The sequence below is a fragment of the Lelliottia sp. RWM.1 genome (assembly GCF_016859735.1).
In the GTDB taxonomy this organism is placed as follows: Bacteria; Pseudomonadota; Gammaproteobacteria; order Enterobacterales; family Enterobacteriaceae; genus Enterobacter.
This window is the reverse complement of record NZ_WLVC01000004.1, coordinates 169,236-193,082: the sequence shown is the minus strand read 5'-3', so window position 1 is coordinate 193,082 and position 23,847 is coordinate 169,236. Positions and strand designations below refer to the sequence as shown.

General features: G+C 52.4%; 19 protein-coding genes. 9 read left to right on the top strand and 10 right to left on the bottom strand.

Annotated elements, in window-relative coordinates; translation table 11 throughout:
• Positions 1-16 precede the first annotated feature (16 nt).
• The gene (gene carB / locus GF617_RS05445) at positions 17-3,241 is read left to right on the top strand and encodes a carbamoyl-phosphate synthase large subunit (RefSeq protein WP_181622202.1); all 3,225 of its coding nucleotides are present in this window, start codon (positions 17-19) and stop codon (positions 3,239-3,241) included.
• A 139-nt stretch (positions 3,242-3,380) separates the two neighbouring features.
• Positions 3,381-3,614, top strand: coding sequence for a YgdI/YgdR family lipoprotein (locus GF617_RS05440; RefSeq protein WP_181622203.1), 234 nt, complete (start codon positions 3,381-3,383; stop codon positions 3,612-3,614).
• Between the two features lie 40 nt (positions 3,615-3,654).
• Here GF617_RS05440 and GF617_RS05435 read toward each other — a convergent pair whose 3' ends face one another.
• The 3 genes from GF617_RS05435 to idnO are packed head-to-tail and all read right to left on the bottom strand — an operon-like array spanning position 3,655 to position 5,427.
• A complete protein-coding gene (locus GF617_RS05435; protein ID WP_203451253.1) occupies positions 3,655-4,122 on the bottom strand; it encodes a YhcH/YjgK/YiaL family protein in 468 nt (155 codons plus the stop codon).
• Positions 4,119-4,649: a gluconokinase gene (locus GF617_RS05430; RefSeq protein ID WP_203451252.1), complete on the bottom strand. Its 531-nt coding sequence runs from the start codon at positions 4,647-4,649 to the stop codon at positions 4,119-4,121. Before GF617_RS05430 ends, GF617_RS05435 begins: the two co-directional genes overlap by 4 nt.
• A 13-nt stretch (positions 4,650-4,662) precedes the next feature.
• Positions 4,663-5,427: a gluconate 5-dehydrogenase gene (gene idnO, locus GF617_RS05425; protein WP_181622206.1), complete on the bottom strand. Its 765-nt coding sequence runs from the start codon at positions 5,425-5,427 to the stop codon at positions 4,663-4,665.
• A 244-nt stretch (positions 5,428-5,671) separates the two neighbouring features.
• Here idnO and GF617_RS05420 point away from each other — a divergent pair, with 244 nt between their 5' ends.
• The 6 genes from GF617_RS05420 to folA all read left to right on the top strand — a co-directional run bounded on the left by GF617_RS05420 (position 5,672) and on the right by folA (position 12,204).
• Positions 5,672-6,664 carry a LacI family DNA-binding transcriptional regulator gene (locus GF617_RS05420; RefSeq protein WP_181622207.1) on the top strand — a complete coding sequence of 331 codons (993 nt, stop codon included), beginning with the start codon at positions 5,672-5,674 and terminating at the stop codon, positions 6,662-6,664.
• A 134-nt stretch (positions 6,665-6,798) separates the two neighbouring features.
• Complete coding sequence (locus GF617_RS05415) at positions 6,799-7,749, top strand: 2-hydroxyacid dehydrogenase (RefSeq protein ID WP_181622208.1); 951 nt, start codon at positions 6,799-6,801, stop codon at positions 7,747-7,749.
• A 73-nt stretch (positions 7,750-7,822) separates the two neighbouring features.
• Positions 7,823-9,127, top strand: coding sequence for an MFS transporter (locus GF617_RS05410; RefSeq protein WP_203451251.1), 1,305 nt, complete (start codon positions 7,823-7,825; stop codon positions 9,125-9,127).
• 94 nt (positions 9,128-9,221) lie between these two features.
• Entirely contained in the window at positions 9,222-9,752 is a 531-nt protein-coding gene (kefF, locus tag GF617_RS05405; RefSeq protein WP_203451250.1) for a glutathione-regulated potassium-efflux system oxidoreductase KefF, read from the top strand.
• Positions 9,745-11,610: a glutathione-regulated potassium-efflux system protein KefC gene (kefC, locus tag GF617_RS05400; protein WP_203451249.1), complete on the top strand. Its 1,866-nt coding sequence runs from the start codon at positions 9,745-9,747 to the stop codon at positions 11,608-11,610. The genes kefF and kefC overlap by 8 nt, the downstream gene beginning before the upstream one ends.
• A gap of 114 nt (positions 11,611-11,724) precedes the next feature.
• Positions 11,725-12,204 carry a type 3 dihydrofolate reductase gene (folA, locus tag GF617_RS05395; protein WP_181622212.1) on the top strand — a complete coding sequence of 160 codons (480 nt, stop codon included), beginning with the start codon at positions 11,725-11,727 and terminating at the stop codon, positions 12,202-12,204.
• A 37-nt stretch (positions 12,205-12,241) separates the two neighbouring features.
• Here the strand turns inward: folA and apaH are convergent, their stop codons facing one another.
• From apaH to lptD, 6 genes are read right to left on the bottom strand one after another with little or no spacing between them, the layout of a single operon-like run.
• Positions 12,242-13,090 (bottom strand): bis(5'-nucleosyl)-tetraphosphatase (symmetrical) ApaH, encoded by an 849-nt coding sequence (gene apaH / locus GF617_RS05390; protein WP_181622213.1) that lies wholly within the window; start codon positions 13,088-13,090, stop codon positions 12,242-12,244.
• A 4-nt stretch (positions 13,091-13,094) separates the two neighbouring features.
• Positions 13,095-13,472 carry a Co2+/Mg2+ efflux protein ApaG gene (apaG, locus tag GF617_RS05385; RefSeq protein ID WP_181622214.1) on the bottom strand — a complete coding sequence of 126 codons (378 nt, stop codon included), beginning with the start codon at positions 13,470-13,472 and terminating at the stop codon, positions 13,095-13,097.
• 3 nt (positions 13,473-13,475) lie between these two features.
• On the bottom strand, positions 13,476-14,297 hold the full coding sequence (gene rsmA / locus GF617_RS05380) for a 16S rRNA (adenine(1518)-N(6)/adenine(1519)-N(6))-dimethyltransferase RsmA (RefSeq protein WP_181622215.1): 822 nt from the start codon (positions 14,295-14,297) through the stop codon (positions 13,476-13,478).
• Positions 14,294-15,280 carry a 4-hydroxythreonine-4-phosphate dehydrogenase PdxA gene (gene pdxA, locus GF617_RS05375; RefSeq protein ID WP_375289601.1) on the bottom strand — a complete coding sequence of 329 codons (987 nt, stop codon included), beginning with the start codon at positions 15,278-15,280 and terminating at the stop codon, positions 14,294-14,296. The genes rsmA and pdxA overlap by 4 nt, the downstream gene beginning before the upstream one ends.
• Positions 15,280-16,566, bottom strand: a complete 1,287-nt coding sequence (gene surA, locus GF617_RS05370; protein ID WP_181622216.1) for a peptidylprolyl isomerase SurA — start codon at positions 16,564-16,566, stop codon at positions 15,280-15,282. Before surA ends, pdxA begins: the two co-directional genes overlap by 1 nt.
• Before the next feature lie 53 nt (positions 16,567-16,619).
• Entirely contained in the window at positions 16,620-18,971 is a 2,352-nt protein-coding gene (gene lptD, locus GF617_RS05365; protein WP_181622217.1) for an LPS assembly protein LptD, read from the bottom strand.
• Positions 18,972-19,210: 239 nt separating this feature from the next.
• On the opposite strand from lptD, the gene djlA reads away from it, so the two are divergent.
• Entirely contained in the window at positions 19,211-20,029 is an 819-nt protein-coding gene (djlA, locus tag GF617_RS05360; RefSeq protein WP_181622218.1) for a co-chaperone DjlA, read from the top strand.
• Between the two features lie 35 nt (positions 20,030-20,064).
• On the opposite strand, the gene GF617_RS05355 is transcribed toward djlA, so the two are convergent.
• Positions 20,065-23,790 carry a S6 family peptidase gene (locus GF617_RS05355; RefSeq protein WP_203451248.1) on the bottom strand — a complete coding sequence of 1,242 codons (3,726 nt, stop codon included), beginning with the start codon at positions 23,788-23,790 and terminating at the stop codon, positions 20,065-20,067.
• Positions 23,791-23,847: the final 57 nt, after the last annotated feature.

The following is a 23,847-nucleotide window of genomic DNA, read 5'->3' as shown; positions in this document are numbered from 1 at the left end:
AGGAGCCGAGAAGAAAATGCCAAAACGTACAGATATAAAAAGCATCCTGATCCTTGGCGCTGGCCCGATTGTTATCGGTCAGGCCTGTGAATTTGACTACTCCGGCGCGCAGGCCTGTAAAGCCCTGCGTGAAGAGGGTTACCGCGTTATCCTGGTCAACTCTAACCCGGCAACCATCATGACCGACCCGGAAATGGCTGATGCAACTTACATCGAGCCGATTCACTGGGAAGTCGTACGTAAAATCATCGAGAAAGAGCGTCCGGACGCGGTTCTGCCAACCATGGGCGGCCAGACTGCGCTGAACTGTGCGTTGGAACTGGAACGTCAGGGCGTGCTGGAAGAGTTCGGCGTCACCATGATCGGCGCAACCGCCGATGCGATTGACAAAGCAGAAGACCGCCGCCGTTTCGATGTGGCAATGAAAAAAATCGGTCTCGACACAGCACGTTCCGGTATCGCACATACCATGGAAGAAGCGCTGGCTGTGGCGGCTGACGTGGGCTATCCGTGCATCATCCGTCCGTCCTTTACCATGGGCGGCACGGGCGGCGGTATCGCGTACAACCGCGAAGAGTTCGAAGAAATTTGCGAACGTGGCCTGGATCTTTCCCCAACCAAAGAGCTACTGATTGATGAGTCGCTGATTGGCTGGAAAGAGTACGAGATGGAAGTGGTGCGTGATAAAAACGACAACTGCATCATCGTCTGCTCTATCGAAAACTTTGATGCGATGGGTATCCACACGGGTGACTCCATCACGGTTGCACCAGCCCAGACACTGACCGATAAAGAATATCAAATCATGCGTAACGCCTCGATGGCGGTGCTGCGTGAAATTGGCGTGGAAACTGGCGGGTCAAACGTTCAGTTCTCAGTGAACCCGAAAAATGGCCGTCTGATTGTTATCGAGATGAACCCGCGTGTATCACGTTCTTCCGCGCTGGCATCCAAAGCAACAGGCTTCCCGATTGCTAAAGTCGCGGCGAAACTGGCTGTGGGTTACACCCTCGACGAGTTGATGAACGATATCACCGGTGGCCGTACTCCGGCATCGTTTGAACCGTCTATCGACTACGTTGTGACTAAAATTCCGCGCTTCAACTTCGAGAAATTCGCGGGCGCGAATGACCGCCTGACCACCCAGATGAAATCGGTGGGTGAAGTGATGGCGATTGGCCGCACGCAGCAGGAATCCCTGCAAAAAGCACTACGCGGCCTGGAAGTGGGCGCAACCGGCTTTGACCCGAAAGTCAGCCTGGATGACCCGGAAGCGCTGACGAAAATTCGCCGTGAGCTGAAAGATGCAGGCGCTGAGCGTATCTGGTACATCGCCGATGCCTTCCGTGCAGGCCTGTCTGTAGATGGCGTATTCAACCTGACCAACATTGACCGCTGGTTCCTGGTGCAGATTGAAGAGCTGGTTCGTCTCGAAGAGAGCGTGGCTGAGATGGGCATCAACGGCCTTGATGCCGATTTCCTGCGCGTGCTCAAGCGCAAGGGCTTTGCTGATGCGCGTCTGGCGAAACTGGCTGGTGTTCGCGAAGCGGAAATCCGCAAACTGCGTGACCAGTACAACCTGCATCCTGTGTACAAACGCGTGGATACCTGCGCCGCAGAATTTGCGACTGACACTGCATACATGTACTCCACGTATGAGGATGAGTGCGAAGCGAACCCATCCGTTGACCGCGATAAAATTATGGTACTCGGCGGCGGTCCAAACCGTATCGGCCAGGGTATTGAGTTCGACTACTGTTGTGTACACGCCTCGCTGGCGCTGCGTGAAGACGGTTACGAGACCATCATGGTGAACTGTAACCCGGAAACCGTCTCAACCGACTACGACACCTCTGACCGCCTGTACTTTGAGCCGGTAACGCTGGAAGATGTGCTGGAAATCGTGCGTATCGAGAAGCCAAAAGGCGTTATCGTGCAGTACGGTGGCCAGACCCCGCTGAAACTGGCGCGTGCGCTGGAAGCGGCAGGTGTTCCGGTTATCGGCACAAGCCCGGATGCCATTGACCGTGCAGAAGACCGCGAGCGTTTCCAGCAGGCGGTTGACCGTCTGAAACTGAAACAACCGGCAAACGCCACTGTCACCGCGATTGAACAGGCCGTTGATCGGGCCAAAGAGATTGGTTACCCGCTGGTGGTTCGTCCATCCTACGTGCTGGGTGGCCGCGCGATGGAAATCGTTTATGACGAAGCTGACCTGCGTCGCTACTTCCAGACCGCGGTAAGCGTATCCAACGACGCACCAGTCCTGCTCGACCGTTTCCTCGACGATGCGGTTGAAGTGGATGTGGATGCGATTTGCGACGGCGAAATGGTGTTGATTGGCGGCATCATGGAGCACATTGAGCAGGCCGGTGTTCACTCCGGTGACTCAGCCTGTTCTCTGCCAGCGTACACCCTGAGCCAGGAGATCCAGGACGTCATGCGCCAGCAGGTGCAGAAACTGGCCTTCGAGCTACAGGTTCGCGGCCTGATGAACGTGCAGTTCGCGGTGAAAGATAACGAAGTCTACCTGATTGAAGTGAACCCGCGTGCGGCGCGTACCGTACCGTTCGTCTCCAAAGCGACGGGTGTGCCGCTGGCAAAAGTGGCTGCTCGCGTAATGGCAGGCCAGACGCTGGCTCAGCAGGGTGTCACTAAAGAGATCATTCCACCGTATTACTCGGTGAAAGAAGTTGTGCTTCCGTTCAATAAATTCCCTGGCGTTGACCCGCTGTTAGGGCCAGAAATGCGCTCGACCGGGGAAGTGATGGGTGTGGGCCGTACATTCGCCGAAGCGTTCGCAAAAGCGCAACTGGGCAGCAGCTCTACCATGAAAAAACAGGGGCGCGCGCTGCTCTCTGTGCGCGAAGGTGATAAAGAGCGTGTGGTTGACCTGGCCGCTAAACTGCTGAAACAGGGCTTCGAGCTGGATGCGACTCACGGAACGGCGATTGTTCTGGGTGAAGCAGGCATTAACCCGCGTCTGGTGAATAAGGTGCATGAAGGTCGTCCGCACATTCAGGACCGTATCAAGAATGGCGAATACACCTACATCATCAATACCACGGCAGGTCGTCAGGCGATTGAAGACTCCAAACTGATTCGCCGCAGCGCACTGCAGTACAAAGTGCACTACGACACCACCCTGAACGGCGGTTTTGCAACAGCCATGGCGCTGAATGCGGATGCGACCGAGAAGGTGACTTCAGTACAGGAAATGCACGCGCAAATTAACAAGTAAGCCAAAATGCCCGGCAGCATCTCGTCTGCCGGGTATTATCCCCACTTCAGAACCTTCTGGTTTCCCCTCCCGGCTCAATTAGCTAACCTAAAATGGTTAGGACGATAATGACATTCAACTGAGAGCAGGGAAAAACACCATGCAAAATAAACAACTGATCGCATCAATTTTGACCGCAGCAGCGCTGTTTACCGTTGCAGGCTGTTCATCTAATCAGGCTGTTAAAACGACTGACGGCAGAACCATTGTGACTGACGGTAAGCCGCAGGTGGATGATGATACGGGCCTGGTATCCTACAAAAATGCCGAGACGGGTAAAACCGAGCAGATTAACCGTGACCAGGTTAAATCCATGGGTGAGCTGGATAACTAAGTTCTGCCAGTGGCCCCGTGAATGGGGCCAGCAATACAACCTACAGCAGATCCTGATTGATTTTGACGATGATCTTGCGCAGCGGTGCACCTGCATCAAGCGCACACATTGGGCGGTGTAGTTCGCCGGGGAAGAGGATCGCCAGCTCCTCCGGATGAAGGTGAATCAACGTTTCACTGCTGATGTGTTCACAAAAGCCGATATCATGCGCATCATTAAATGGACCGTCCGGGGTGATGCTAAGCCCCTTATTCCCCGCCCCAATAATCTCTTCACCTTTCAGAACAATATGAATATCTATGTACTGCCGATGATACTCTGGACGCTGTTCTGCCAACGATTTTGTCTGGCCTTCGACCACAGAGAAAAAGAGATTATCGCCTTCCACCGTATATTTCCCTGCGGGTAGTGTATGCGGATCTTGCGCGATAACCGCGTGAAGCGCTTTACGGATAGCCCGCGGATACGAGGTGTTTTTAGCGGCTGCGGTTAAGGTATCGATAATCATGCCAGTATCTCCCTGGGATGTGTCTGTTCGAGTAGCGTTAATGCGTTTGTCACGATCTGCGCCACGTTCGGCGCGACATCGACGGCGATAATATCCGGTTCGCTTTCATCAGGAGCTTCTAGTGCGGCAAACTGACTGCGTAACAACGCTTCTGGCATAAAATGCCCTTTACGCTGTTGCATACGCCCGAGGATGCAGTCGTAATCCCCCGTCAGCCAAAGAAAGCGCACATTATCACTCCCCTTGCGCAGTTGGTCGCGGTAACGTTTTTTTAGCGCCGAGCAGACCAGCACGCCGGATTCATTCTTTTGCTCCAGGCTAAACATGACGTCCGCAATCCGCTCCAGCCAGGGGCTGCGATCCTGGTCATTAAGCGGCTGACTCGCCGCCATTTTGATAATATTCTGCCGTGGGTGAAGATCATCTCCATCGATAAACTTTGCCCCCAGTTGCTGGGCAAGGGCTTGCCCGACTGTCGTCTTTCCCGTACCCGATACGCCCATCAGAATAATGCATTGTCCCGCCATAATGCCTCCCGACTCAGACGGCAACCAGCATGCCGCCATCGACAAACAGCAGATGCCCGTTAACGAAATCAGATGCCTTTGAGGACAAGAACACCGCAGCTCCCATCAGTTCCTGAGGATCACCCCAGCGCGCCGCCGGTGTACGTTTGCAGAGCCAGTCGGTAAAGGCTTTGTCGTCGACCAGCGTTTGCGTCATCGCTGTTTTGAAGTAACCGGGGGCAATGCCGTTGACCTGGATGTTATGGCGAGCCAGCTCGACGCACATGCCGCGGGTGAGCATTTTGACTGCCCCTTTAGCTGCCGCATACGGCGTAATGGTGTCGCGCCCCAGTTCACTTTGCATGGAGCAGATATTGACTATTTTTCCCTGTCGGCGAGTGACCATACGTTTAGCCACAGCCTGAGAAACCAGGAATACGGCGGTCTGGTTAACGGAAATAACGTCATTCCACTCCTGGACCGGAAATTCGGTAAAAGGATGACGACGTTGAATGCCCGCGTTATTAAATAACACATCAATTGCGCCAATCTCTTTTTCAATCTGGCTAATGGCATTTTCTACGGAATCTGCGTCGGTGACATTAAATACCGCCGGATAAGCCGTTGCGCCTTCATCGCGTAATTTCATGACGGCATCATTAGCCCGGGTTTCAGAAATATCATTAATAATAATTTCCGCACCGTATTGCGCCAGACCCTGAGCCATGACAAAACCAATACCTTGCCCTGCGCCCGTAATTAAAATGCGTTTACCTTGTAAGCTGAAAAGATCTTTCATCTTGATATCCTGATTAACGGCTGAATAGAGATAACGTCGTGTGTTCTATCTCACGGATTTTCACCTGGTAAAACTGTGATGAAGATCACTTCAAATCGTGTTACGAAAAGGGGTTACGCTAAACGTGAAGCGGGGCGGGAAATGCCACCCTGTGTAGGGGTTTTGCCCAGGTTGCGCGATTCTCTTTTCCCCCTGTGGCAGGCATAATGGCCTGATGTGGCGGCGGTAATTGACGGGTTGGTTGATGAAAGTACAACGTATTACGCTTAATGATATTGCAGAGCTGGCTGGCGTAACGAAAATGACCGTCAGTCGCTATTTACGTACTCCCGATAAAGTGAAGCCCGATACAGCGGAACGTATTGCCAGCGTGATTGCAGAGATTGGCTATGAGCCGGACCCGGATAATCCGGCCATGAGCAGTACCGTTGTTCCACGTATTGGCGTATTAATTCCTTCCTTTCATAACCAAATTTTTGCCGATCTGTTAGCGGGTATCGAATCGGTTACCGCTGCACACGGTTATCAGACGCTGGTGGTGAATTATGACTATGACCGCCAGCGTGAAGAGGAGCAGATTGCTGCAGTGCTGGCGTTTAACGTCAAAGGCTTGCTCTTAACCGAGTCTGTGCACACCCTACGGGCAGAAAAATATCTCAATGCGGCAAAAATCCCTGTTGCTGAAGTCATGGGGTTGTCTGATAACCCTGGGCGCATCAACGTGGGGTTTGATAATTTCAATGCGGGCCTGGATATGACCAATATGCTGCTGGCAAGCGGTAAGCGGCATATTGTCTACTTTGGTTCGATGTCGGATGTCCGCGATGAGCAGCGTTATGCCGGGTATTGCCAGGCGATGGAGCGTGCCGGGCTGGCGGTGGGGCGTATTGCGCCCAATAAGGTTTCGTCAGTGTCCATCGGGACAGGCATGATGACCCTGGCGCGCCAGATGTATGCCAGTATGGACGGTATTCTGTGTACCAACGATGACCTTGCTGTCGGCGTGTTACAGGAGTGTCTGGCATCGGGTATCCGCGTACCGGAGGAGATGGCGATTGCCGGTTTTCATGGCCTGGAGATCGGCCAGATTGTCTCCCCCCGTCTGGCGAGCGTTTTGACACCGCGTGCGGAGATGGGCAAGGTGGCAACCGAGATCCTGATAAAGAAAATCAAAGGGCTGCCAACGATTGAAAAAGTCGATCTGCACTACCGCCTGTCGATGGGGGAAACCATCTAAATTGTCTTACCGATCACGGACGGTGTAACAGCCGTTTTTAACACGATTCAGCGTGACGGAGATCGCAAAAAACCCTACAAAAAACCCGTTTGATAGTGTCATCAGTCTTAACGAAACTTCAAACAGGTGATCCCATGACTACTGCTATTTCCCGCGCTGTTCTTTTAGTGGCCCCCGTTATCGATAGCCTGCAGACGCAGCTGGCGAGCGAGTTCCCACTGCTGCGCCTGTACGAACAGGACGATCCCATCGCATTCCTGCGTGAGCAAGGTGAGAACATTGCCGCCGTCGTGACGCGTGGGGATGTGGGCGTACAAAACAGCGTGCTGGAGCTGCTGCCGCATGCGGGGCTGGTGGCTATCTTTGGCGTTGGTACTGATGCCGTGGATCTGGACTATGTCCGCTCCCGGAATATCGCGGTCACGATTACATCCGGTGTCTTAACCAACGATGTAGCCGATCTGGCGATGGGGCTTCTGCTGGCTGGTGCTCGCCAGCTATGCCAGGGCGATCGTTTCGTGCGGGAAGGGCGCTGGCTCAGTGGTGGCCTGCCGCTGGCTACGCAGGTGAGCGGAAAACGGATTGGTCTGCTGGGCATGGGCAACATTGGTCAGGCAATTGCCCGCCGTGCTTGCGGTTTTGATATGCAGGTGCTGTATCACGACCGCAAACCCGCGCCAGAACTGGGTTATCAATGGTGTGCTGACCTGCATACGCTGGCCCATGAAAGTGATTTTCTGGTGGTTGCCGCATCTGGCGGTGATGCTAACCGGGGTCTGATCGACGCTTCAGTATTTAACGTGATGCCGAGGCATGCCTGGATTATCAACATCGCCAGAGGTTCTTTGATTGATGAACCGGCATTAATTCGGGCGTTACAAAACGGTGTTATCGCCGGTGCGGGTCTGGATGTTTTCGACGATGAGCCGAATGTTCCTGCGGAGTTGATGGCGCTCGAGAATGTCGTGCTGCAACCACATGTCGCCAGTGCGACCCATGAAACACGGCAACGAATGAGCGACGTGGTCTATGCCAACGTTGCCGCTTATTTTGCAGGCGCGGTATTACCCAACGCGATTAATTAATTCTTCACGTTTTATCTCTGTACCTGGTTCTTATGTAATCACAACAATAACCTCTGCATAGAGAGTGCAAAATATGAACGAGAACATTCCCAGCACCCGCTGGTTGCGTATTATTACGCCGGTCTTGATCGCCTGTATTATTTCTTTTATGGACCGGGTTAATATTAGTTTCGCGTTACCTGGCGGTATGGAAGAAGATTTAGGTATTACCAGTCAGATGGCTGGTGTTGCCAGTGGTATATTTTTTATTGGTTATTTATTTCTGCAAATACCGGGTGGACGTATTGCCGTTAATGGCAGCGGGAAACGTTTTATTGCCTGGTCCCTGATGGCGTGGGCGGTGGTATCCGTAGCAACAGGTTTTGTGACCCATGAATACCAACTGTTGGTTTTGCGCTTTATTCTCGGTGTCTCTGAAGGGGGGATGTTACCCGTCGTTCTGACGATGGTCAGCAACTGGTTCCCTGAAAAAGAGTTAGGGCGTGCCAATGCCTTTGTAATGATGTTTGCTCCTCTTGGCGGGATGCTGACAGCCCCGGTTTCCGGGGCCATTATCGCCTCGCTCGACTGGCGCTGGCTGTTTATCATCGAAGGCTTGTTGTCACTGGTGGTGCTGGCCGTGTGGTGGTTCATGATAAGCGATCGCCCGGAAGAGGCCCGCTGGTTACCGGCGGCTGAACGTGACTATCTGGTGAAAACCCTCGCGGCAGAGCGGGCCGCAAAACTGGCAGAAGCCCCCGTGAGTAACGCGCCCGTTAAAGATGTCTTCCGCAATGCCGGGCTGATGAAGCTGGTGATCCTTAACTTCTTCTACCAGACTGGCGATTACGGTTACACGCTGTGGCTGCCGACGATCCTTAAGGGGCTGACGGGTGGAAATATGGCGAGCGTGGGCTTCCTGGCGGTACTGCCTTTTGTGGCGACGCTTGCGGGGATCTACGTGATTTCTCTGTTCAGCGATCGCAGCGGTAAGCGCAGACTGTGGGTTCGTTTTTCACTGTACTGTTTTGCTGCTGCGCTGATTGCTTCCGTCGTGTTGCGCGAACATGTGGTGGCGGCGTACATCGCACTGGTGATCTGCGGATTCTTCCTGAAGGCGGCAACCAGTCCCTTCTGGTCAATGCCGGGTCGAATTGCTGCGCCAGAAGTGGCGGGGAGCGCCCGTGGGGTGATTAACGGTCTGGGGAACCTCGGGGGTTTTTGTGGCCCGTACCTGGTGGGGGTGATGATTTATCTTTATGGTCAAAATGTCGCAGTATGTGCGCTGGCGGGATCGCTGCTCATTGCCGGAACCATGACCTTCCTGCTGCCGAAAAAATGCGACCTGAGTGTAACCCCTGATGATGAACTCGTCAGTAAGCAGCCTCGTCGCGCGTAACTCCCGGATACATAAATAACAGTTATCATTGTAAGCGGTTCAATTAACTGTCTACACTCTGCTGATTGCAATACGCGTGAAGACAGGCTACTCAATGATTCTGATAATTTATGCGCATCCTTATCCGCATCACTCGCATGCGAATAAACGGATGCTGGAACAGGCAGGGACGCTCGACGGCGTGGAGATCCGCTCCCTTTATCAACTTTACCCCGATTTTAATATCGACATCGCCGCCGAACAGGCGGCGCTGGCACGTGCTGACCTGATTATCTGGCAGCACCCGATGCAGTGGTACAGCACACCTCCTTTACTCAAGCTCTGGATCGACAAGGTCTTTTCCCACGGTTGGGCGTACGGCCATAACGGTAACGCACTGAAGGGGAAAAGCCTGATGTGGGCCGTGACCACCGGAGGTGGCGAAAGTCACTTTGATATCGGTTCGTTCCCAGGTTTTGAGGTACTGGCACAGCCGTTACAGGCAACTGCACTCTATTGTGGACTGACCTGGCTTCCTCCTTTTGCGATGCACTGCACCTTTGTCTGCGACGATGAGACGTTGCAGGCGCAGGCTCGTCACTACAAACAACGCTTACTTGAGTGGCAGGAGGCGCACAATGGATAGCCATACGCTGATACAGGCACTGATTTACCTGGGGGCGGCAGCGCTGATTGTTCCCGTGGCCGTTCGGCTGGGACTGGGGTCTGTGCTCGGTTATCTGATTGCGGGTTGTGTCATTGGCCCCTGGGGTTTTCGCCTGGTCACTGATGCCGAGTCAATTTTGCATTTTGCGGAAATCGGCGTGGTGCTAATGCTGTTTGTGATTGGCCTGGAGCTTGATCCGCAACGGTTGTGGAAACTGCGGGCGTCGGTATTTGGGGGGGGCGCACTACAGATGGTGGCCTGCGGCCTGTTACTGGGCGGGTTCTGTATCCTGCTGGGCATGGAGTGGAAAGTCGCGGAGCTGATTGGGATGACCCTGGCGCTCTCGTCCACGGCGATTGCCATGCAGGCGATGAATGAACGTAACCTGACGGTATCCCAGATGGGACGTAGCGCGTTTTCCGTGCTGTTGTTCCAGGATATTGCCGCCATCCCGCTGGTGGCGATGATCCCGCTTCTTGCAGCTAGCGGCGCATCAACCACGCTGGGTACATTTGCGTTGTCGGCGTTAAAAGTAGCGGGTGCACTGGCGCTGGTTATTTTGTTAGGCCGCTACGTTACACGTCCTCTGCTGCGTTTTGTGGCTCGATCTGGCCTGCGGGAAGTGTTCAGTGCCGTAGCACTGTTCCTGGTGTTTGGTTTCGGTTTATTGCTGGAAGAAGCTGGGTTGTCGATGGCGATGGGGGCGTTCCTCGCGGGGGTGTTACTGGCAAGCTCCGAATACCGTCATGCACTGGAAAGCGATATTGAGCCCTTCAAGGGACTGCTGTTGGGGCTGTTTTTCATCGGCGTGGGTATGTCCATCGATTTTGGCACGCTGATGACGCATCCACTGCGGATCATTATTCTGCTGGTGGGCTTCCTGGTCATTAAAATGGGGATACTGTGGCTCATTGCCCGTCCCTTGAATGTTCCCAACAAACAGCGTCGCTGGTTTGCTGTTTTGCTGGGGCAAGGAAGTGAATTTGCTTTCGTGGTATTTGGTGCAGCGCAGATGGCAAACGTGCTCGATCCTGAATGGGCAAAAGCGTTAACACTGGCGGTGGCTTTGTCGATGGCGGTAACGCCGGTTTTGCTGGTGGTACTGACGCGTCTGGAGAAATCCGGCAGCGAACAAGAACGCGAAGCGGATGAAATTGATGAAGAGCAGCCGCGCGTAATTATTGCCGGGTTTGGTCGTTTTGGGCAGATCACCGGACGTTTACTGCTGTCGAGCGGCGTGAAAATGGTGATCCTCGATCACGATCCTGACCATGTTGATACCTTGCGGAAATTCGATATGAAAGTCTTCTACGGTGATGCGACCCGTGTTGATTTACTGGAATCCGCAGGTGCGGCGAAAGCGGAAGTGCTGATTAATGCGATCGATGATCCACAAACCAGTCTGCAACTGGTGGAACTGGTGAAAGAGCATTTCCCGAATCTGGCGATCATTTCTCGTGCCCGCGATGTCGATCACTACATTAAATTGCGTCAGGCCGGCGTTGAGACACCGGAACGTGAAACGTTTGAAGGTGCGCTTAAGTCGGGACGTCTGGCGCTGGAAAGTCTTGGATTAGGTGCATATGAGGCCCGCGAGCGTGCGGACTGGTTCCGTCGCTTCAACACCGAAATGGTGGAAGAGATGGTGGAGATGGCGGAAAGCACAGCGTCAGAACGTGCGGCGGTGTTTAAACGCACCAGTGCGATGTTGACGGAAATTATTAACGAGGATCGTAACCATCTGTCGCTTGTCCAGCGACACGGCTGGCAAGGCACTGAAGAGGGAAAACATACGGGCAATCCGCAGGATGAACCAGAGAGTAAACCTAATGCGTGAAGTGGAGTTGCCAGCAATTTTAAAAAATTTCCCGTTCTTTACTCTGGCTGTAGTCGACGAAAGATTATGCTTTCCGTATAGTGGCGGCAATTTTTTGCATCCGGGAATTTTTCAATGATCAGTCTGATTGCAGCGCTGGCGGTAGACCGCGTCATCGGTATGGAAAACGCCATGCCGTGGAACCTGCCTGCCGATCTCGCATGGTTTAAACGTACAACGTTAAACAAGCCGGTAGTGATGGGCCGCCTGACCTGGGAGTCGATTGGTCGTCCATTGCCGGGTCGTAAGAATATCGTTATCAGTAGCAAGCCCGGTACTGACGATCGTGTCGAGTGGGTAACATCCGTGGAAGAGGCGATTGCAGCCTGCGGTAATGCCGAGGAGATCATGGTTATCGGTGGTGGTCGTGTGTACGAGCAGTTCCTGCCGAAAGCGCAGAAGCTGTATCTGACGCATATTGATGCGGAAGTGGAAGGGGACACCCATTTCCCGGATTACGATCCGGACGAGTGGGAATCCGTGTTCAGTGAATTCCATGATGCGGATGAGCAGAACTCACACAGCTACTGCTTCGAGATTCTGGAGCGCCGTTAAGTCATTAGCCTCCCCCGACGGGGGAGGCTAAAAAGTATCAGGAGGCGACCGCCTCATTTTCCCCTAAGTCCAGTTGCCGGTTCGACGGCTGCACAAAGTAGGTTTTATCTTCCCAGCGTAAGCAGGTGAGCTCTCCGCCCCAGCAGCACCCGGTATCCAGTCCATAAATCCCTTCAGGCGTGCCTTTCCCTTCAAGCGATGCCCAGTGACCAAACACCACGCTGTATTCATTTGTTACCGGGCCAGGAATAGCGAACCACGGTTTTAGCGGGGAAGGGGCATTATCTGGTGTATCTTTGCAGTACATATCCAGCTGACCGTTCGGGAAGCAATAGCGCATGCGGGTAAATGCATTAGTGATAAAGCGCAAACGGGCAAGACCGCTTAACTCCTCACTCCAGTTGTTCGGCATATCGCCGTACATGGCATCGAGGAAGAACGGATAGGAGTCGCTTGCCAGAACCGCTTCAACGTCACGCGCACAGGCTTTTGCCGTTTCGAGATCCCACTGTGGGGTGATCCCGGCGTGAGCCATCACCAGTTTTTTCTCTTCATCAATTTGCAGCAATGGCTGGCGACGGAGCCAGTTGAGCAGCTCATCGGCGTCCGGCGCTTCCAGTAACGGTGAAATACGATCTTTGGGTTTATTACGGCTGATCCCCGCAAAGACGGCCAGCAGATGCAGATCATGATTGCCGAGAACAAGGCGCACGCAGTCGCCCAGTGATTTTACGTAGCGCAGGACGTCAAGAGAGCCAGGGCCGCGCGCAACCAGGTCGCCCGTCAGCCACAGCGTATCTTGCCCAGGTGTAAAATCGACCTGTTTTAACAACGCGATCAGTTCATCGTAGCAACCGTGAACGTCGCCAATGAGATATGTAGACATTGTATTAGTGAATGAGTGTTGGGACGGCGAGACGGAACACAGGAATGGCAATGCGGAAGGCATTACCATCGACGTCGACCATTTCATAATGGCCTTGCATGGTTCCCAGCGGTGTTTCTATCACTGCACCGCTGGTGTACTGATACTCTTCGCCAGGAGCGATGTGGGGTTGTTCACCCACGACACCTTCACCCTGGACTTCGATTTCACGGCCATTGCCATTAGTGATAAGCCAGTATCGCCCGAGCAACTGCACAGGCATCCGCCCCAGATTGCGTATGGTTACGGTGTAAGCAAATACAAAACGTTCTTCATCCGGTGTGGATTGCGATTCGATATAGATGCTTTGCACATGAACACAGACGCGGGGCGAATCATACATGACTTAACTCTCCTTCGGCGGCGCGTTGTCGCTAACGTAATTCGCCAACTGACAGTATTGCGCGACGGAAATGTTTTCTGCACGCATGGCCGGATCGATACCCAGTTCCGTTAATACCTCGACGGTAAACAAGTTACCGAGGCTGTTGCGGATGGTTTTACGACGTTGGTTAAATGCCTCCGTCGTGATACGGCTCAGTACGCGCAAATCTTTAACCGGATGCGGCATCGTGGCGTGCGGCACCAGGCGAACAACGGCTGAATCTACTTTTGGTGCTGGTGTAAAGGCGGTTGGTGGTACTTCAAGCACAGGGATAATCTGGCAGTAGTACTGCGCCATAACACTCAGTCGACCATACGCTTTACTGTTCGGTCCGGCAACCAGTCGGTTGACGACCTCTTTTTGCAACATGAAATGCATGTCGGCAATGGCATCAGTATAGCTAAACAGATGGAACATAAGCGGCGTAGAGATGTTGTAAGGCAGATTACCAAAGACGCGCAGTGGTTTACCCAGCTTTTCAGACAGCTCGCTAAAGTTCATTGTCATGGCATCTTGCTGATAAATCGTCAGCTTTGGCCCCAAAAATGGATGCGTTTGCAGGCGAGCGGCCAGATCGCGATCCAGTTCGATAACCGTTAATTCGTCGAGGCGTTCACCGACAGGTTCGGTCAGTGCCGCAAGTCCTGGGCCGATTTCAACCATAGCCTGGCCTTTTTGCGGATTGATAGCCGAGACGATACTTTCGATCACAAACTGATCGTTGAGGAAGTTTTGCCCGAAGCGTTTGCGGGCTAAGTGGCCCTGATGGACTCGATTAGTCATTGCGTATTAGTGATCATTTTGATGGCGAGATTAAGCGCCGTAATAAAACTGCCGACATCTGCTTTTCCCTGACCCGCCAAATCCAGCGCAGTACCATGGTCAACAGACGTTCGAATAAAAGGTAGACCGAGAGTGATATTCACCCCCCGGCCAAAGCCCTGGTATTTTAGCACGGGCAGGCCCTGATCGTGGTACATCGCGAGCACGGCGTCGGCATTATCCAGATACTTGGGCTGAAAAAGGGTATCGGCAGGCAGCGGCCCGCTGAGATCCATCCCTTTCGCGCGCATTTCATCCAGCACTGGAATGATGGTATCGATCTCTTCCGTGCCCATGTGCCCGCCTTCTCCAGCATGTGGGTTCAGGCCACATACCAAAACATGCGGCTGTTCGATACCGAATTTGGTTTGCAGATCGTGATGCAAAATCGTGATGATCTCACGCAGAAGTGCGGGAGTAATGGCATCCGGAATCGCTTTGATCGGCAGATGGGTAGTGACCAGCGCGACGCGCATTTCTTCGGTCGCCAGCATCATCACCACTTTTGGACTCTGCGAACGCTCTTCGAAGAATTCAGTGTGGCCGGTAAAGGGAATACCCGCCTCGTTAATCACACCTTTATGCACTGGTCCGGTAATCAATGCGGCAAACTCGCCCTTCAGACAACCATCACACGCGCGCGCGAGCGTCTCGACGACGTAATGACCGTTTTCTGTGCTGAGTTGGCCGGGTATAACGGGTGACCGCAACGGTACGGAAAGAAGGGTTAACGAGCCAGCCTGCTGTGGCACAGGCGGTTGGCCTTCAACGTAGGGCAGAAGCGTTAAAGGCAGACCGAGCAATGTTGCCCGGTCTTGTAACAGTGTTGCGTCTGCGCAGACGACCAGTTCGACAGGCCAGCTACGCTGGGCGAGCTGGACGACGAGGTCCGGACCAATCCCGGCGGGTTCGCCGGGAGTGATGACAACACGATGTTGTTTCATCAGTTGCTCAATATTTTCACGTAAGCGCTGGCGCGTTGTTCCTGCATCCAGGTGGCTGCTTCTTCAGAGAACTTACGGTTAAACAGCATACGGTAAGCTCTGTCTTTTTGCGCCGCGTCGGTTTTATCCACGTTGCGGGTATCCAGCAGTTCAATCAAGTGCCAGCCAAACGTGGAATGCACAGGAGCGCTCATCTGACCCTTATTCAGTTTCATCAGCGCATCACGGAAAGCAGGATCGTAAATATCTGACGCTGCCCAACCAAGGTCACCGCCCTGGTTAGCTGAGCCGGGATCCTGAGAGAACTCTTTTGCTGCATTCGCAAAGGAGGTTTTACCGCTCTTGATGTCAGCTGCAATCTGCTCCAGCTTCACACGAGCCTGGTCGTCAGTCATGATCGGAGATGGCTTCAGAAGGATATGACGTGCGTGAACTTCCGTTACGGAGATGCTCTGACTCTGACCACGCAGGTCATTCACTTTCAGAATGTGGAAACCCACGCCTGAACGAATAGGACCCACGATATCGCCTTTCTTCGCCGTGCTCAGCGCCTGGGCAAAGATTGAAGGGAGTTCCTGAATACGACCCCAGCCCATCTGGCCGCCTTTCAGCGCCTGCTGGTCGGCAGAGTAGGTGATCGCCAGTTTACCGAAGTCGCCGCCATTACGAGCCTGCTCAACGATTGAACGCGCCTGGCTTTCTGCTTCAGCGGCTTGATCGGATGTTGGGTTTTCTGGCAGTGGGATCAGAATGTGGCTCAGGTTCAGCTCGGTGCTGGCATCATTTTGATTGCCAACCTGTTTCGCCAGGGCATCAACTTCCTGTGGCAGGATGGTGACACGGCGACGAACTTCATTGTTACGCACTTCTGAAATCAGCATTTCCTTGCGGATCTGGCTACGATACGTTGGGTAGCTGATGCCATCATAGGCCAGGCGGCTACGCATCTGGTCCATGCTCATGTTGTTCTGTTTGGCAATGTTAGCAATCGCCTGATCGAGTTGCTCGTCAGTGACCTTTACGCCCATTTTCTGCCCCATCTGGAGGACAATCTGATCCATGATCAGACGTTCCAGGATTTGGTGGCGCAGCGTTGCGTCATCTGGAAGTTGTTGACCTGCCTGGCCCGAGTTGAGCTTCACAGATTTCATCAAGCCATCAACGTCACTTTCAAGCACTACGCCGTTGTTAACCACAGCGGCGACTTTATCGACAACCTGGGGGGCCGCGAAGCTGGTGTTCGCAACGATGGCGATACCGAGCAGCAGCGTTTTCCAGTTCTTCATACTTTTTCCATTTCAATTAACCGCAAAGCGGATTACGTTGCAAATCAACTACATCACAAAGAAGTACGGTACGGCAGAATGTTCGAGCGTAGCATTTGCTGCGTGCCCAGACCATAGTTGGAGCTCAGGCCACGTAATTCGATATTAAAGCCGATGACGTTATCGTATTTGCTCTGATTGTTGTTGGTATTCCAGCCGTTAAGTTTGCGTTCGTAACCTACACGCAGCGCATAGCAGCAGGAGTTATATTGCAGACCTAACATCTGGTCGGCTGACTTATTGGTGTTGGTGTCAAAGTAGTACGCGCCCACAATCGACCAGCGATCGGCGACAGGCCAGCTTGCCGCACCACCCACCTGCGAGATACCTTCTTTGTATTGCTCTGCAGTGTATTGGGGTAATGTTGCCTGAATGTATTCCGGGCTGGCATAACGATAAGTCAACTGTACCATCCGGTCTTCATCACGACGATACTCAATTGCCGCACTGCTTGTCGCAACATTATTCAGACGCGTATCGTATTGCAGACCACCGCGTAAACCCCAACGGTCAGTCATGCGCCAGTAGGTATCACCCGCCCATACCAGTGAGCCTGTTTTGTTGTCTTTCTCCCAGTTGATGTTGTCATCACCGGTGCGAGACTCGGTGAAATAGTAGATTTGACCAACAGAAACGTTAAAACGTTCAACGGCTGCATCATCATAAACACGAGATGTAACACCCGAGGTCAACTGGTTGGCTGATGCGATACGGTCAAGACCGCCATATGCACGGTCGCGGAACAGACCGCTATAGTCAGACTGCAGTAAAGAAGAGTCGTAGTTGTTGATGTTACTTTGATCACGATACGGCACGTACAGGTACTGCATACGAGGTTCGAGCGTCTGAGTATATCCGTCCGCTACGGTCATATCGCGTTCGAAAATCAGCTTACCGTCCATCTTGAATTGCGGCAGCGTACGGTTGACCGACTCTTCAAGATTAGCGTTATTGCTGGTGTTGTAATCATCAATATTTTTCTGCTGATAGTGAGTCGCCATCAGCTTAGCTTCGGTGTTCAGACTTGCCCAGTCGTTCGCCCACGGAAGATCAATGGTCGGTTCAAGGTGGACGCGTGTCGCTTCCGGCATACTTGAACTCGTATTGATGAAGTGCACCGCCTGAGCGTAAACGTGGGTATCGAACGGACCGACATCATTCTGATACCAGTTAACGTCTAACTGTGGTTCAGCACCGTATGTACTGCTCGTCTGGTTACTAAAGACCTGGAACTCTTTGGTAGAGACCGTCGCGTTAAAGTTCTCCAGAGCATAACCGACGCTGAATTTCTGCGTGGCATAGCCATCGGTACTCGAACCGTATTTCGAATCGAAGTCGTTAAAGTAGCTTGAGTCGCTGACTTTGGTGTAGTCGACATTGAAACGCCACACCTGGTCCATCACCCCGTCATGACGCCAGTAGAACATCCAACGGTGGCGGTTGTCGCCAGACGGATTATTCACGTCGTCCTGGTAGACTTTATCTGAAGGCAGATAGTCAAACTCCATCAGACCAATACCCGCCTGGGTCAGATAGCGGTATTCGTTTTGCCACTGTATGTTGCCGCGCTTGTGGATATAGTGCGGCGTAATGGTGGCATCCATGTTCGGCGCAATGTTCCAGTAATACGGCAGATAGAACTCAAAATAGTTCGAGGTGCTGTATTTGGCATTGGGGATCAGGAAGCCTGAACGGCGCTTGTCACCTACCGGCAACTGCAGGTATGGGCTATAGAAAACGGGGACGGGGCCGAGTTTGAAACGCGCGTTCCAAATCTCCGCAACCTGCTCTTCGCGATCGTGGATGACTTCGCTACCCACTACACTCCAGGTATTCGAGCCTGGCAGACAGGAGGTGAAAGAGCCATTTTCCAGGATCGTATAGCGGTTTTCTCCGCGCTGTTTCATCAAGTCTGCCTGACCACGGCCCTGACGTCCTACCATCTGGTAGTCACCTTCCCAGACGTTAGTATCTTTGGTATTCAGGTTGGACCAGGCTTTCGGACCTTTCAGGATGACCTGATTGTCGTCGTAGTGCACATTACCCAGCGCATCCACCGTTCGAACCGGTTCGGCCGCACCTTCCGGCTGCTTCTGGTGTAACTGCACTTCATCTGCCAGCAAACGGCTGTTGCCCTGATTAATATCCACATTGCCCGTGAACGTGGCGTTGTCAGGATACGTGCCTTTTGAGCTGTCAGCATTAATTGTTACCGGCAAGTTATTCGTATCACCCGTCACCAATGGGCGATTATAACTTGGGACGCCAAGCATACACTGCGAGGCGAGATCGGCTGCCAGTCCCTGATGGCTATACAGGGCTGTGCCAATCATGGTGGCCAGGAGGGTGGGGATACGTTTTTTCATACGTTGTATTTAGTGTTCCGTCATCAGTGGCTACGGCTTACAAACGCTCAGAGACTATCTTACTCATTAGCGCAGTGCCAGCGTTAATCCTGCCCGTTTGCGCACCAGAGTGTTAGGCTCGCTATCGAATGACGGGTATGATAATGCAAATTATAGGCGATGTCCCTCAATTGACCGTGGCTCGACCACTGTAATGATGGCGTGATGTCGAACCGGGAACCTGACTATTTGGGGAGTATATGCAGTATTGGGGTAAAATAATCGGTGTTGCGTTCGCATTAATGATGGGCGCTGGGTTCTGGGGAATCGTGCTGGGCCTCATTATTGGCCATATGTTTGACAAGGCGCGCAGCCGTAAAATGGCCTGGTTTGCCAACCAGCGCGAGCGTCAGTCGCTCTTTTTTGCCACCACGTTTGAAGTGATGGGGCATCTCACTAAATCGAAAGGGCGTGTGACCGAAGCCGATATCCAGATTGCCAGCGTCTTCATGGATCGTATGAATCTGCACGGGGAGTCTCGTGTAGCGGCGCAAAATGCGTTTCGCATTGGTAAAGCGGACAATTATCCACTGCGTGAAAAAATGCGTCAGTTCCGCAGCATCTGCTTTGGCCGTTTTGATTTAATTCGGATGTTTCTGGAGATCCAAATCCAGGCGGCATTCGCTGATGGCTCCCTGCACCCTAATGAGCGTGATGTTTTATATGTGATCGCTGAAGAGCTGGGTATCTCCCGAATGCAGTTCGATCAGTTCCTGCGCATGATGCAGGGGGGCGCGCAGTTTGGTGGCGGGTATCAGCAACAGCAGTCTTCTGGTGGTGGCTGGCAGCAGGCGCAGCGTGGCCCAACGCTGGAAGATGCCTGCAATGTGCTGGGCGTGAAGCCAACAGACGAGGCAACGACGATCAAACGAGCCTACCGTAAGCTGATGAGCGAGCACCATCCGGACAAACTGGTGGCGAAAGGCTTGCCGCCAGAGATGATGGAAATGGCGAAGCAGAAAGCTCAGGAAATTCAGAAAGCCTACGAGCTGATAAAAGAGCAGAAAGGTTTTAGATAAGCAGGGCCGCGTAAGCGGCCCTTTGTTTTTGTGATTTAGCGGAACGACACGTTCACACCCGTATTGAATTGCCAGCCGTCAATACCTGCCTCGCCCAGGCGGGTTTGGTAGCCACCGTTAGCAAAGAGCGTAATGTTTTCAGCAGCTTTTCCATTTATCCCCAGATTGAAACTGGCATAGCTACCTGGGGTGGCGGCGCTAAAGTCGGCGCTTTGATCCGCATTGTTCCCGGAGATCGTCACGCCAGGATTATTATTTTCATCCCAGTTCACCTGTGAACCGGCTGTGAACTCCAGCGCATCAGTAAGATGATAGCGATAACCAAGACCGGCGTGATAGAGCGGACGGACGATACTGTCGTAAGACGTGTGCGTATTATCAACGTCGTCGATATCATCAATATCAAGGTACTGTACTCCCACCCCTATCGCTGGAGTGACAACATGTTTGCCAAAGGTGAGATCTTTCCCCACGTTCAGATCGGCGGTCAGACCTTTCGCTTTCACTTTAGCAATACTTTCACCGCGCAGCGTGGTGCTGATATCACCACTGTATTTAGATACGTCCGGCAGTAGTTCACCGAACCAGCCGGAAGCATGACGCCATTCGGTCAGTGTGCTCAATGTATGTGCCGTGTAATCCCCTTGGCTTTCTCCATCCTGCGCATGTGGTGTGACGCTAATCTCAGCCGTTGACCATGCGACGTTAAGGGACAGGTGCTGTGACTCATCAGGACTTTGCCAGTGTGCTGCACGCCCACCAAACAGGAAGCCGTTTGCCTTTTGATCGAAATCGTAACCAAACTGGCTGAAGCTCAGGTTGCTGTTATAGCGATCATCCTGATGGAAGTATTCCATAAAGATGCCCAGATTTTCTTTCTCCGACCGCATAGCTTGCTGGTGAAGTGTGCTTCGCAGGGAATTGTTGTAGTTCAGTAGCGCCGTCGGCAGTGACAGATAGGACGGTACTTGTGGGATAACGGCACGACGAACGTTGTCTGCGGGCTGTTCTGGATCTGAAGGGAGATCCTCCGGCGGTGTTACATCAGGCAGTTCATCGTCAGCTGGTGTGTCTGGCTCGTCAACGACCTCTTCGGCTGGGATGGTGTTTTCCCCTTCAAAAAGAAGATCGTTTTGCAGACGGTAGTCCCAATATCGCTTGCCGGAGGTGAGATTATCACCTGCATCGCTTTTCCCTGGTGCGAAGGCATAAAGTGAATAGCGCCATGCCCCCATCGCAACATAACCACCGCTGAGCTTAACGCTTTCCTTACTGACACTGCCGTTTACCTGCACCAGCGAGACACCTTCTTGCGCATCGGCTTTACCATTGTTGTTGGTATCGGTATTCAGGGTTTCTCCCGAAAGTGAGAGATTGAGCCACAGCGGTTCATTTCCGCTGATATCGCCATTGATCACCAGACGGTCGGAAAGGCTGCTGGCTGTACCGAGCTGTGTGCGCAGAACCGCCTGACTATTGCTGCCAGTGGTCAGCGTACCGTTAATGTTCAGGGTTTCTGGTTCGAACACGCTAGCTTTCAGTAAGATTTCGGGTGTTTCGCGCTGCCAGCCGGGATAAATCACCGCGTTGTTGCCAAGCGTGATATCGGCCGTGGTTCCAGAGCCACTTAACAGTGTCCCACTGCCCATCGTGAGTGAAGAGGAGAGACGACCATTTAGTGCCAGTTGCCCTGCATTGATTGTTGTACCTCCCGTCCAATCGCCATTACCCGTGAACCACAGGATTCCGTTTCCCTCTTTCACCAGTTTGCCGTCTCCGCCGATGTCAGCGGTAATTTCAACGTCATTAAAGCCATCGGTGCTTTGATCCAGTGAACTGTCTTGAATAACGCGCAATGTGGCATTTTCGGCAAGTAAGGCTGAACCGCTGAATTTACTCCGGCTTTGCAGTATCAGTTCTGCGTTGTCGCTTATATTCACATTGCTGCTCAAGGCGCCATGCTCACCCACCATCAGGGACGTATTACTGCTAACGGTTGTGGTCGTGACAGCAAAGGTGCTATCAATCCAGTCGTTGCTAAACACGATATTATTAGCATGCGGGGTTGGACGCCCGCGCAGGATCAGATTGCCGTTAGTGAGGGACAACGTATTGACTGCGACATTACCCGCCAGCGTTCGCGTTTTGCTTTCCTCAGTGGATACGACAATATCAAGATTCCTCTGGCTCTCAGCAGCACCGATTTCACCAATAAACAACCGGTCTTTGTCAGAAGAGAGCGTGAGCGTAGAGCGTTGCTGGTTATTATTGTTGAGAAGGGTAGCACCGTTATCGTTGTGTTTGATTTCGTCAAAGGTCATATCGTAACCATTGAGATCAATATTACCGCCACGGAAGCCAAACTGGACGTTATCAGCCGTGATTTGACCTTCGCCCGCCAGTTGTACGGTAGGGCGGCCACTTACCAGCGTGATAGTTGAAAAGGCCTGACGTTGACCCTTCTCATCGACACGTTGTGCTAATACAACAGTACCATCACCGACATTTAGCGCACCGCCGTTGATACCTTCTGCGTTAACATAAAGTGTACCCGCGCCGATTTTATGAAGTGTATCGCCAGCCAGACCATTAACCTGCCAGTTGACGGTTTTATCCGCATCGACTTCTACACCACCACCGACCCAGGTATAGTTTTGTCCTTCAGCAGGTTTGACGATGTAGTCATTTGAAAACTGGAGCTTAGCCGCACCATGATTGACGGATTGCTCAAGAACGATTGTCCCCCCGTCACCATTAAAACGGAGATCTTTGGTGGCATCTAGCTCAGCATTTGTTGACTGGGAAGGTAATTCTTTGTTCGCAACTCCATGCCATTGCCAGTTTGCGGCACCTTGAGAAATATTATTACTGCGCCATATTATGCTGCCGTTCTCAGCGCTGTCCGTTACATCGGGATCGGTGTTTTTAGCTAATACACTCTGATAAAAATCGTTACGGAAATAAAGATTGTAACTATTGACGGAATAAGGGGTACTACCACTTATCCATGGAGATACTCCAATCAGTTTCCATATTTTATCCTGATTGTCGTAAACGAAAACAGGGCTTCCACTGTCTCCTGATTGCACCGCTGAACTAAAAGGGAGTGCTTGTGGATTAGGCGGACCGTAGTTTACCCAACGTAACCGGTAAGCATTTTCGAATACCGGGTTTGTAAACATACCACCAGTAACCCAGTTATAGGCACCCGTTAATGTTGTGACATTATTTGTCCCTGGAACAACCTGCTTCTGTGTGCCAGAACCGACTCGCGTATACCATGTATAACGTGATTTCTCTTTTAAAGCACTGCTGTCTTTAAGAATTGGCGTCGGAGCGCTTTCTGTCACCACTTTATTAAGTCGTGGTACGTGAAAGTCTATATTATATTCAGGAACGACAGGGTGATTATTACGGTTAATCAGGACATATTTCGTCTTGAATTTTGCATTGTTCCCGAAATCAACAGAAGTATAACCCCCATTATGCTTTACGCTGGTGATATAAGATGGGCCGACCAGCGTCGCGATACCCAGACTATCTGATACGCTAAAATCAGGCACTGGAAAATCGAGTGTCCCTGCAACAGTTCCATCCGTTTTATACACCACGATCCCTGTCGTGCCAGGGCTGTACTTCCCTTTGTTTTCAGCAAAATCTCTGTAATCCTGCACGGAAACGTCTTCACGCATCACACTTGCGTTAGCATCACAAAGCGCAAAAGAGATAAAACTGGCAAGCAGTTTTTTTTCCCATTTCATTAATCAGCCCCTTACAAAAATAAGGGGGGATTATATTTTTATCCGATTTCTGGCGGT